Annotated in this window: 4 protein-coding genes; 3 read left to right on the top strand and 1 reads right to left on the bottom strand. The window is 54.2% G+C overall.

The window, feature by feature from the left end; genetic code table 11:
- Window positions 1-57 precede the first annotated feature (57 nt).
- Together Pla144_RS17290 and Pla144_RS17285 are read left to right on the top strand one after the other, a co-directional pair.
- Window positions 58-5,235, top strand: a complete 5,178-nt coding sequence (locus Pla144_RS17290; protein WP_146451949.1) for a PKD domain-containing protein — start codon at window positions 58-60, stop codon at window positions 5,233-5,235.
- Window positions 5,236-5,356: 121 nt separating this feature from the next.
- Window positions 5,357-10,267, top strand: a complete 4,911-nt coding sequence (locus Pla144_RS17285; protein WP_146451948.1) for a WD40 domain-containing protein — start codon at window positions 5,357-5,359, stop codon at window positions 10,265-10,267.
- A 10-nt stretch (window positions 10,268-10,277) separates the two neighbouring features.
- On the opposite strand, the gene xylA is transcribed toward Pla144_RS17285, so the two are convergent.
- Window positions 10,278-11,588, bottom strand: a complete 1,311-nt coding sequence (gene xylA, locus Pla144_RS17280) for a xylose isomerase (RefSeq protein WP_146451947.1) — start codon at window positions 11,586-11,588, stop codon at window positions 10,278-10,280.
- A gap of 341 nt (window positions 11,589-11,929) precedes the next feature.
- Here xylA and Pla144_RS17275 point away from each other — a divergent pair, with 341 nt between their 5' ends.
- Complete coding sequence (locus Pla144_RS17275; protein ID WP_197530772.1) at window positions 11,930-12,805, top strand: peptidylprolyl isomerase; 876 nt, start codon at window positions 11,930-11,932, stop codon at window positions 12,803-12,805.
- Window positions 12,806-12,808 lie beyond the last annotated feature (3 nt).

Below are 12,808 nucleotides of genomic sequence, written 5' to 3'. Positions count from 1 at the left end.
TTGGGAGGAGCAGCGTTTGGATGGAACCGGTCCAACTATTCAGGATAGCTATACACGATGGGACTGTTTGCACTGATAACTCGCTGGCTGCCCAAATCGCGCCGACGTGAACAACGGGTCAGCTTCACTGCTAATCCTCGCGCGCCACGCAAGCTGGAACGCCGCCGGGTACTTGATGCTGCCGGGGCAGGGGTGATGCTCGATGCGCTCATTGAAGATCACCCCTATGTGCAGGTAGACGAAAACCTAGTGCTCATGGAAGAGACAAGCGAGTCGACTGCGGTAGGTGAACCTTCTGCTGGGCTCTCACCTCCGCTGCCCGACGCCTCGCTCGTCGCACAATTTCCCTCAATTTCAATCCAAGCAAGCAGCAACGAAATTTTCGAGAATGAGTTTGTGCTGTTCGATATTCAGATCAGCGACAGCCAGCCACAGATTCACACAGTCCAGGTCGACTTAGGGGACGGCTCGCCGCTACGCGATTTCACGCTCCAGCCCAACGTCACCCGAGTATTCTTGCTGCATCAGTATCTTGACGATAATCCCACAGGCACTTCAACAGACGTTAATACTATCACGGCAAAGGTGACCAACTCGTTTGGCGAGACAGGTAGCGAGTTAACTGACATCGTGGTCAACAACGTCGCGCCCAATCTAGATTCACTTTCGATCACTAGTCCGATCAATGAGTATGGAATCGCCACTCTCACAGGCACCTATTCCGACGTCGGTTCGCTCGACACCCACCAACTAGATATCGACTGGAACGGAGATGGCACCTTTGACCAGACGGTAAACGTCACCGGAGGCGTGTTTTCTGTCTCGCACCAATATCTGGATGACAACCCAACCGCCACACCCAGCGACACCTTCAATGTCAACGTCCGACTGCGAGACGACGATACGGGGCAAGTCACCGGTAGTGTCCCCTTAACTGTGAATAATGTCGCCCCGCAATTCCAAACGCTATCACTGGCCAGTCCGATCAATGAAAACGGCACGGCGACCGTGACAGGCACTTATTCCGATGTCGGCAGCTTTGATACCCACCAACTGGACATTGATTGGAACGGCGACGGCACGTACGACCAGACCGTGACCGTTACTGGCGGAGTGTTCGCCGTTTCGCACCAATACCTCGATGATGACCCTACCGGTACGCCTAGTGACACTTTTAATGTCAATCTTCGCCTGCGGGATGATGACACCGGCCATGTCGTGGCGAGTGTCCCGCTAACCGTGAACAACCTCGCCCCTAAGATTGATTCGCTTTCAATCACCAGCCCGATCAATGAATATGGAATTGCCACTCTGACAGGTACTTACTCCGACGTCGGTTCGCTCGACACGCACCAACTTGATATCGATTGGGATGGGGACGGAACTTTTGATCAGACTGTGACTGTCATCGGCGGTGCGTTTTCTGTCTCGCACCAATATTTGGACGACAACCCAACCGCCACACCCAGCGACACCTTCAATGTCAACGTCCGACTGCGAGACGACGATACGGGGCAAGTCACCGGCAGTGTTCCATCAACCGTGAACAATGTTGCTCCTCAATTCCAAACGCTTTCGCTGGCCAGCCCGATCAATGAAAACGGTACGGCGGTTTTAACGGGCACTTATTCCGATCTCGGCAGCTTAGATACCCACCAACTCGATATCGACTGGAACGGCGATGGAACGTACGACCAGACAGTGACCGTTACTGGCGGAGTGTTCGCCGTCTCACACCAATACCTCGATGATGCCCCGACTGGTACGCCCAGCGATACATTCAATGTCAATCTTCGCTTGCGGGATGATGATACCGGCCAAGACACGGCGAGTGTCCCGCTAACCGTGAATAACCTTGCCCCTAAGATTGATTCGCTTTCGATCACCAGCCCGATCAATGAATATGGAATTGCCAATCTGACAGGTACTTACTCCGACGTCGGTTCGCTCGACACCCACGAACTAGACATCGACTGGGACGGTGACGGAACTTTTGATCAGACAGTCGCCGTCACTGGCGGGGCGTTTTCTGTCTCGCACCAATATCTGGATGACAACCCAACCGCCACACCCAGCGACACCTTCAATGTCAATGTGCGACTGCGAGACGACGATACGGGGCAAGTCACTGGCAGTGTCCCCTTAACCGTGAACAACGTTGCTCCCCAATTCCAAACGCTATCGCTCGCCAGTCCGATCAATGAAAACGGCACGGCGATTGTGACAGGCACTTATTCCGATGTAGGCAGCTTTGATACCCACCAACTCGATATCGACTGGGACGGCGACGGAACTTACGACCATACCGTAACCGTTACTGGCGGAGTGTTCGCCGTTTCGCACCAATACCTCGATGATGACCCTACCGGTACGCCTAGTGACACTTTTAATGTCAATCTTCGCCTGCGGGATGATGACACCGGCCAAGTCGTGGCGAGTGTCCCGCTAACCGTGAACAACCTCGCCCCTAAGATTGATTCGCTTTCAATCACCAGCCCGATCAATGAATTTGGAATTGCCAATCTGACAGGTACTTACTCCGACGTCGGTTCGCTCGACACCCACGAACTAGACATCGACTGGGACGGTGACGGAACTTTTGATCAGACAGTCGCCGTCACTGGCGGGGCGTTTTCTGTCTCGCACCAATATCCGGATGACAACCCAACCGCCACACCCAGCGACACCTTCAATGTCAATGTGCGACTGCGAGACGATGACACGGGTCAGGCAATAAGCAGTGTCCCGCTCACGGTGAATAATGTCGCCCCGACCGTATCACTTGATCCACCGTCGACGATAAATGAAAATGAAATCGCGACGCTAACTGGCTCAATTAGCGACGTGGGTTCGCTGGATACTTTCGAGCTGGAAGTAGACTGGGGCGACCCGTTCAGTCCGAACAATACCCAGACTTTCAGTCTGGGAATGACGCCACTTGCCATCGCAGCAGACGGGATCATGTGGGACCCTGTCACGCGTACATTTTTCATCGAGCATCAATATCTCGACGAGAATCCATCTGGTACTACCTTTGATGTCTATACGATCGCCGTTAAGGTCACCGACGACGACACGGGCGTAGGAGTAGCCGAAACTACGATTACGGTCAATAATACCCCTTTGCAATTGACCTTGGCCGGAAATCAGGAAGTCAATGAAGGGGCAGTACTCGATCTGTCAGGAGATAAACTGGGTTCGTTCACTGACGCCGGTTCGCTCGATACACACACGGCCACCGTCGATTGGGGAGACGGAAGTCCATTGGCGGCTGTCACCGTAATTGAAGCCGGTGGCAATGGTGTATTGGGTGCCAGTCACATTTACGCGGACAACGGCGTCTATACAGTGGCCGTCACAGTAACAGACGACGACGGGGAGAGTGTTACTCAGACATTCCAAGTAACAGTACTCAACGTCAATCCCACATTGACCGGGATTAGTACTCCTCCCACGGTGGCAGAAGGTCAGATTTTCACGCTAGGTGGTCTGGGGGTTGGTCTGGAAGATCCTGGCTTCGACAATCCCGTCAATCCGCTCCAGGTAGGAGGCAGTGTCGAGACCTTCACGGCAGTGTCGGTCGATTGGGGAGATGGCTCGACACCTGACGCACTCCTGATCGATACCCGCACCAATGGTGGTGAGAACGTAACCACGAAAGCCACATTCTCACACATGGAGCACGCCTATGCGGATAACGGCAGCTACACAGTCTCCGTCGTGGTGAGCGACGACGACGGGGGATTGGTGACCCGAACTTTTTCGATTGTCGTGACAAACGTGTCTCCGACTCTCACGCTCACCAACCGCTTTCTCGAAATCAACGAAGGAGAGACTCTTACTCTCTTGGATCTTGGCGCGTTTACCGATCCCGGATTCAATAACCCGTTCAATCTAAATGGTGCTACAGTAGAAAGTTTCGAGTATTCCATTGATTGGGGCGATGGAACCCCGATTCAGGTGGCCCAATTACCAACATCGGTCAACGATGGCCAGCAGGGAGTAGCGACATCTGGCACCCTGGCCAATAGCCACTTTTATGCGGACAACGACGCCGACAATATGTACACCATTACCGTCACGTTGTTCGACGATGACGGTGGTTCTCATCAAGAATCGATTCAGGTGCGGGTGTTGAATGTGAACCCGACGCTTGATCCGTTGATAGCGACCGACGTCAATTCACAAGGCAAAACAACCCTCACCCTCACGTTTGCCGATCCGGGGGCCGACTCTTTCGAGATTCTGATTGACTGGGGAGACAAGTTAGATCTTCCACCCGATCAGAGATTTGTGGTGGAAACGGCACATGTTGGCTCGACACCAACGACCTACGTGCTAGTCCATCAATACCTCGGTCCACCAGATCCTTCGAGTCCCGCTGCAGATATTGACATTCGTGTGAAAATCCATGATGACGATTTCGGAACATTCGGGGTGGTTACCGATGGTGAAAGCAACGTCGAACTGGTTACCATCTCGAATCCCGGTCTTGGCATAGATGGAATTCGCATCGACACGACTCCTGTAGTACCTCAGCTCTCATTTCCCGAGCGGACGCAGGTGGTCGATCTCGTGGACGGCTCACGGTCGAATATACTTTTCCAACAAGGACTCGACGTGCGGTCTGGCTCTGGAGACGCTAAGGCGACGTCCGAGCGATTTCTTGAACTCCGTGTGATTCAAGCGGACGGGAGTCTTGGTGCCGGTTTCCGTCTACGACCTGAAGTTCTGCAAGATTTGCCAGCCTTGTTCCGCACCTTGCCGGATAATCATTATGCCTTGTACGTGGTGAATCTGGAGACGAATTCTCGTCGGCTGGTGATCGAGGTCTTCGTACGCAACGGCAAACTGATAGACCCTGGGGACGACTCCGAAGGGACCCGCGATCGTCCCCCCACCGACAAGCAGACACAGAACTCCGCTGTCGAGACTGTTGACCAGCCGGTTGTTGAAGCAGCGTCTTCGGACGCGACATTGCCGCCCGAGGCAAAGCCGTCATTTCCCGCTACTGACTCCTCGCCAATCTCGTCGGAGGCTGTAGGGCAGAGCTATTTCAAGCCGAACCGTCCTTGGAACCCAGCAGCTGGCCGCTGGGAAGCGGTCGCTTTAGGGCTGGCAGCCAGCTCGGCGAGCCAGAATTGGGCCCGGCGAGTCGACCAAGCCCTGGCCCAAGCCACGGCAACGCAATGGCGAAAATTGCAGACGCATAACCCGAAGAAATGGAAAAAGTAGTAATTTTCAGCAGCACCTTCGTATCTCAAATACAATCAGAGATGGTGGCTTTTACTTATTAAGTCTGCCTTGTCCTTCGCCGACGTGAATAATCCATGTCCTGCTCTATGAACCGTATCTGATGCGAACTTGCCCTGCGTGCCAAACTGCTGCCGATGAGAAGGCCATTGCTGCTGGGCGCTGCAGCAAGTGTGGTGCTGCGCTGCATCTCGTGCCGAAACGCACAATTCAAGATATCGCTCATCAGGGAACCATAACCAACCAACCTCCGCTGGACTTGGAAACAGTCGGAGATATTGGGTCGCTTGATATTCAAATGGTCGGTGATACGAACATAAATCCTGACACGATTCGAACGATCGATTTGAGTTCGCTCCCTAGCCAGGCTTCGCTCACGGGTTCTCCTGCGGAGAAGCCTACAAAAGAGAAACCCAAAACCGTTCCTCTTTCGCCTGAGCAAACCATTGAATTTACTTCCGAAGTGGTTCCACCCATGGGGAAGAAGCCCAAAACGGTTCCCTTGGGTCCCGAGCAAACTATCGAGTTTGTCTCGGGGGTCGATGATCCGAAGGCGGCAGAAAGCATGGCCACTGCCCAGTGGCAAGACAAACTGGAAGGTGAAGTCGATAATTCACGATTCACAATCAAGCAGAAAGACACTACCAAGGACTCAGATATCAAGCGGTCTTCGGTGGTAGTGAAGTCTCGCCAGTTTCTTGAGCCGACTGATGAGAGAAAATCCGTCTTTTCAGGATCGGATGCACCGGACTACGAGTTGCTCGATAAGATCGGTGAAGGGGGCATGGGAGTCGTTTACTCCGCACGACAGTCCGCCATTGCGCGCACCGTCGCGGTGAAGATGCTGAAGAAGAAAGATGCCGAAGACGCTGCGCAACGCGAAAAGTTCATCTCAGAGGCCGTGGTCACTGGTGAATTAGATCATCCCAACATCGTGCCAATTTATGATTTGGGCTCCAACGACAGTGGAGCACTCTTCTATTCAATGAAGCGTGTGAAGGGGACCCCGTGGGATGATGTTCTCGAAAAGAAAACGCTTGACGAAAATCTAAGCATTCTGCTTAGAGCGGCGGATGCTGTGGCGTTCGCTCATGACAACGGTGTCATTCACCGCGACTTGAAGCCCGAAAACATTATGCTGGGTGATTATGGCGAAGTGTTGGTGATGGACTGGGGGCTAGCTCGCATCAGCCCCGATTTCCCCAACGCATCATCTGTGAGCCAATCGGATGTCATGGGTGGGACGCCAGCCTACATGTCACCTGAAATGGCCACCGGACCGATCGAATTAGTCTCCCCTGCGAGTGATGTCTATTTACTCGGAGCCATGCTCTACGAGATCGTAACTGGCAAGACCCCTCACACAGGCAAGACCGTGATGGCTTGCTTGATGGCAGCGGCAAAGAATCAGATCCCTGTTGTTGAGCATCCCAATGAATTGACCGAAGTCGCCATGAAAGCCTTGGCGACCAAGCCGGTTGACCGGTATCAATCAGTTCAAGAGTTTCAGGCGGCCGTCCGTTTGTATCAATCTCACTCCGAGAGCATTTTGCTCACCGATAGTGCGGAAAGGAAACTCAACGAGGCGAAAACGACCGGCGACTACGATTTCTTTTCCCGCGCACTTTATGGATTCGAGGAAGCCCTCTCGCTGTGGAAGGAGAACAAGCGAGCCGAAAGTTTACTCTCCAGCGCTCGTATGGACTATGCCTCAGCAGCCCTGGGAAGGGGAGACTATGAGCTTGGCTTAACGCTCCTGGATGCCAAGAACGAGGAACATCGGAGTCTTATCGAAAAGCTCCAGGCTGGTCTCCGAGAGCGTGCCTCGCGTGGTCGGCGATTAGCCGTGTTGAAAAAGATGGTTGCCGCTCTGTTATTGGCCGTTGTGGCAATCGTCTCGGTAGCTTTCGTCTTTGTGCGAGCCGAACGAGATGAAGCTATTGTGCAACGAGTTCGCGCCGAAGATGCAGAAGGGGTTGCCCAGAAAAACTTCCGAGAAGCGGAGTCAGCCCGCAAGGTTGCCGAGACGCAGCGTCAAATTGCCGTAACAGAGCGCACGCGTGCCGAGGAAGAAGAAGCTAAGGCCATCGAGGCTAAACAAGCCGAGGAATACGAGGCTTACATTGCTCGTATTGGACTAGCCAACGCGAAAATCGACGAGAACGCTTTTGACCGTGCAGCCACTCTGCTAGAGAACTGCAGTCCCGAATTAATCAATTGGGAGTGGGGTCGGCTCTCTTATCTGTGCAATCTGAGCGATGACTCCTGGCAACTCGGAGGCCCCGTCGAAGCAGTGGCTTATTCTCCCACAGGCAAGCACTTTGCCAGCGGAGATCTAAGCGGCAAGGCCACGATCTGGGATGCTCAATCAGGTGAGCCACTGCATACTCTCGACGCGGGCCAGTATGTGCATAGCGTCACCTTCGATCCGGCTGGCGAAAGGCTTGCAGTCGGGAGTAGTGATAACAAGATTCGCATCTATCGGGTCGCAGACGGCGAGTTGCTTTCAACACTCGATGGTCATACCGATGCAGTGCTCAGCGTGCGGTTTTCCGAGGATGGTACGCAGCTTTTATCGGCAGGTTACGACAACACGGCCCGCCTCTGGGATCTGGAGAGTGGAGGGCTATTGCAGACATTGCAAGGTCACAATTGGTGGGTCTGGTCAGCAGAGTTCTCGCCCGGAGGAAGTAGAATTGTTACTTCTAGTCAGGATGGTAAGGCAATTGTTTGGGAGCAAGACACCCAGGATGGTCCGTACGAAGAGCTTACGCAGTTCACTCAACATCGTGGGCCCGTTTATGCGGCTCGCTTTTCGCCCGATGGCTCGCAGATAGCTACTGTGGGTTACGACCGCCGCGTGCTGTTGTGGAATCCGGATGAGGTTCACCCGCCAGACATTGCCCGACGACTTGATAACAAGCCGGACTTGCCATCGCCCTTTATTGAATTGGGCACCCACGAAGGGCCAGTGCGCGGGTTGTCCTTCGCACCCAATGGCAATACGTTGGCCACCGGTGGGCAAGACAATGTAATTCGAATTTGGGACCTTCATGGCGGTAAACAAATCGCGGTACTCCGCGGACATGCCAGCCATGTACGGGATTGTGTGTTTTCACCAGATGGCGACTCACTGCTCTCAGCAGGTCGCGATAAGCATGTCAAGCGCTGGCAACCTGAACACTATGCAGAAATGGTGGTGCTCGACAACGAACCAAATGGCGACTCCGACGCCGTTCTGGCCGCGCATTTCTCGCGCGATGGAACACAACTCGTAACCGCAGAACGGGATCGCACTTCGACACTGTGGAATCTAGCCAAAAGTTCGCCTATTCAACACTTTGCCGAAGGGCATGAGTTCCTTGCCTCGACAGCAAAATTCTTTGACGACGGGTCGCGCCTGGCTACCGCTGCTGGGGACAGCACAGTCCGGGTCTGGGATGTTGCCACAGGAACCGAGTTGCAGGTGCTCGAAGGCACGGGTTACACGGCAGCATTGGCGGTCTCACCGGATGGCCGATGGATTGCGTCCGGTGGTCCTGGCAACGATCTACTGATTTGGGACACCAGCACGGGAAAACTTACCAGCACTCTCGCCGGACACGAAGCACCGGTCACGTCTCTCGCTTTTTCGTCAGATGGTCAAGTGTTGGCCAGCGGTGACGATCGCGGACGCATTGTGCAATGGCACCAGGACCCCCAAACGACTACCTGGACGATCTCCCACCAACTACTTGGGCACAGCCGCTCCATTGTAGATCTTGCCTTTGCTCAAGGGGACAGACTGCTCGTTTCCGCCAGCGGCGATAACACCTGCGGGGTGTGGGATGTAGAGTCTGGCATGGAACTTCGTGACCGCGTATTGAAGCATCCAGAGTGGATCAATGCCATGGATCTCTCTCGCGATGGCGCGCAAGTTCTCACTAGTTGTGACGACGGCCGAGTACGGCTGTGGTCTCTGGATGACGCAGAGCTACTCGCCACGTTTGCCCCCGCGGGAGAAGAGGTTGTTTATACTTCAGTTGGTTTCTCGCCTGATGGAGATTCAGCCCTGGTGACGTGTGCGGCAACAGGCAAAGTATATCTATGGGACCTCACCTCGCAGGAGGCGCCTGGCATTGAGAGTGAATGGCTCGACTTGGGAAGAGGCGCATGGGCAGCCCGGTTTGCGCCAACGGGTGAGAGCGTGGTCAGCATCGGTGGAAATGACGCTCGGCTCTGGAACGTTGACACACGGAAGCAGCTTGTGCGATTCAGCCCCCATGGAGCGGTGGCCGATGCCGACGTCTCGCCGGACGGTCGCTGGGTCGTGACGGGCAGCTGGGACCAATCCGCCAAGATTTGGGACACGCACACCGGCAAAGCGGTTCGCAAGCTCGATGGCGTGCATCAAGGTTATGTCAACAGTGTACAATTCTCACCCGATGGCAAACGCATACTCACTGCAAGTGACGACCGCACGGCGCAATTATGGGACGCGAGCACTGGCCAGCCGCTAGAACCAGCCTTGGTCAGACACGAAGACCGTGTCCGCCAGGCACGTTTTAGTACCGATGGTTCGAAGATCGTGTCGACTTCTAATGATAAGACAGCTCGAGTCTGGGATGCCGATTCTGCAGAGGAGCAACTTGTGTTGCGTGGCCATGAGTGGGCCGTGCTCTGCGGCGAGTTTTCCCATGATGGCACGCGGATCATCACAGGTGGGGAAGATAATGTAGCAATTCTCTGGGACTCCGAAACAGGCGAGCAACTCCTCACACTTCCGGGCCACACCGACAGCGTGACCGCCGTTGCCTTGTCACCCGATGGCACCCGAGCTCTCACAGGGAGTCAAGACAACACGGTGAAACTCTGGGATGCACAGACAGGCAAAGAGATTCTGACGCTGGAGGGGCACCACGAAGAAATTACCTCCGTCTCATTCTCACCCGATGGCCTATCAGTGCTCTCCAGCGGCCGCGACGGCCAGACGATCATTTGGCCAGCAACTCGCTGGGGCGAAGCAGTCGAGTAGTCTGCCACCCTCACATGTAAGTATTGATCAAGTTCTCGATCATCTCCTGTCGTCCGCTGCGATTCGGGGTTACTTCTCCCCGCTCCAGCATGATCTTTTCCAGTGAAGCGAAACTGTGTTTGCCGGCTTCGATCTCGGCGCCCAGGCTGCTGTCCCAGCTGGCATAGCGGTCCTTGAGAAGCCCTTCCAATCGTCCATCCGCGCGGATCGCGGCGGCGATTTTTAATCCTCGTGCAAAGGCATCCATGCCGCCAATGTGGGCATAGAACAGGTCAATTGGCTCAAAACTCTCGCGCCGTACTTTGGCATCGAAGTTGACTCCACCTGTTTTGAGGCCACCATACTTCAGCAACGTGTGCATGCATTGAGTGGTGAGATAAATGTCGGTGGGGAATTGATCCGTGTCCCAGCCGAGTAGCATATCCCCCGTGTTAGCGTCGATTGAACCTAAAGCACCGGCAGCGCCAGCGAGATCCATTTCATGTTGCATTGTATGGCCAGCCAGCGTCGCGTGATTCGTCTCGAGGTTTAGCTTCAAGTGGTCAAGCAAGTCGTACTGCCGCAGAAAATTTAAGCAGGCTGCCGCATCGCTGTCGTACTGGTGCTTGGTCGGTTCCTTGGGTTTGGGTTCGATGTAGAACTGCCCGGTGAAGCCGATTTCCTTGGCATAGTCGACTGCTATGTGCAGGAAGCGAGCCAGATTGTCTAGCTCGCGACGCATGTCGGTGTTCCATAGATTCTGGTAGCCTTCGCGGCCACCCCAGAAGGTGTAGCCCGCTCCCCCTAGTTCGAGGGTTACTTCAAGAGCCTTCTTCACTTGGGCTGCGGCGTAGGCGAACGCCTCACTGTTGGGGCTTGTCGCGGCCCCGTGCATGTAGCGTGGGTTACTGAACAGGTTGGCCGTGCCCCACAGAAGTTGGATGCCGGTTCGCTGCTGCTCTTCTTTGAGTACCTTTACCACGTCATCGAGATTCTTATTCGACTCGGCAAGTGACTCGCCTTCGGGGGCGACATCCCGATCATGGAAAGCATAAAAAGGTGCGCCCAGCTTATCGATAAATTCAAATGCCACACGAACACGTTTCTGTGCATTCTCCAAGGAATTCGAGCCATCGTCCCACGGCCTCGCTGCCGTGCCGGGACCAAAGGGATCAGCCCCCTGACCGCGAAAGGTGTGCCAGTAGACCACGCTAAACCGCAGATGGTCGCGCATCGACTTGCCTTCGACCTTTTCAGCAGGGTCGTAATAGCGAAAGGCCAGGGGATTCTTGCTCTGGGGTCCCTCGAAGGGGATCCGTTCGATTTCAGGAAAAGCAGTCATGGATAAGTGGACTTCTCGTTAGTGCATGGAAAACAAAGCCAACCCTATCGCTGTACAATCACGCGATGGGTACCAAAACGAATAAATATAACGGTTCAAAGTGTCCTAGTGCCAGGGTCGATTGTTTGGAAAATACCTGCGATGACACGCAGGCACGGGGAATTATAACGCCGGGGTAAAGGCAAACTCCTGACCTAGGCATCCGCGCCAACGCTATTTTGTGGACCTGCGCTGCATCGCTATATAAAATGGACGAACAGGGTTGGTCTGAGGCAGCGAATCTCTTTTTCGCAATGGCTGAGCCTGGCGGGGCATTCGGACAGAGATTTTGGAAGCTAGGCATGTTTAAACGTCTGTTTGTCGTTCTAGTCATTTTAGCGATAACTCGCTCTGCCTCAGCTACCGTAGTGCGATTTGATACGGTGTTGGGTAGCTACAACATCCGAATGTTTGATTCTTTGATGCCAGAAACGGTTGCCAATTTTCTCAATTACACCAATACGAATCGCTACAACGGCACCTTTGTGCATCGCAGCGTATCTGGATTTGTGATTCAGGGGGGCGGCTTCACTTACAATAGCTCCAACAATACGGCCCCAGGCATCACACTCAGTCCTCCGATCAACGATGAACCGGGAGGGGGAGTAGCCGGTCCGTCTAATATTCGCGGCACAATCGCCATGGCCAAGTCGGGGCCTAACACGGTGACGAGCCAGTGGTTCGTCAATCTGGGAAATAATTCCTCGTTAGACAATCCCGCTCGACCAGACGGTGGCTTTTCTGCATTCGGTCGTGTGCTGGGGAATGGGATGACCGTGGTTGACGCTATTGCAGCTTTGCCTATTTTTGACCTTGACCCCTTTCCACAGCAAACATTTGACACGGTCCCCTTAAGAAATGTTGCCGGCGGCTTGGCTGATAGATTGGTGTTCTCAAACGATGTTTCCGTCTTGAATATTCCCGCAGGTGACTACAACTTCGATGGTACGGTCAACAGCCAAGACCTGAATATTTGGAAAGCAGACTTTGGATCGATGACGAAAGCTGAAGCGGATGGCAATGGGAATGGCATCGTTGATGGAGCCGACTTTCTGATCTGGCAACGTACCTTTGGACAGACGACCGTACCAATCAGCGCTTTCGCTGTCGTTCCGGAGCCCACTTCTGTAGCTCTTGCTGCCCTGGGTTGCCTTTTTCTCGTATCACGTCGCCGGTAAAAA

The sequence above is a fragment of the Bythopirellula polymerisocia genome (assembly GCF_007860015.1).
Lineage (GTDB): Bacteria > Planctomycetota > Planctomycetia > Pirellulales > Lacipirellulaceae > Bythopirellula > Bythopirellula polymerisocia.
Note: the sequence above shows the minus strand (reverse complement) of the source record. Positions and strands in the feature narration are given on the sequence as shown.

What these genes read in the sequence shown, in the direction of transcription:
- Pla144_RS17285 (WP_146451948.1), top strand. Translation starts at nt 5,357, where the DNA reads ATGCGAACTTGCCCTGCGTGCCAAACTGCTGCCGATGAGAAGGCCATT.
- Pla144_RS17290 (WP_146451949.1), top strand. Translation starts at nt 58, where the DNA reads ATGGGACTGTTTGCACTGATAACTCGCTGGCTGCCCAAATCGCGCCGA.
- xylA (WP_146451947.1), bottom strand. Translation starts at nt 11,588, where the DNA reads ATGACTGCTTTTCCTGAAATCGAACGGATCCCCTTCGAGGGACCCCAG.
- Pla144_RS17275 (WP_197530772.1), top strand. Translation starts at nt 11,930, where the DNA reads ATGTTTAAACGTCTGTTTGTCGTTCTAGTCATTTTAGCGATAACTCGC.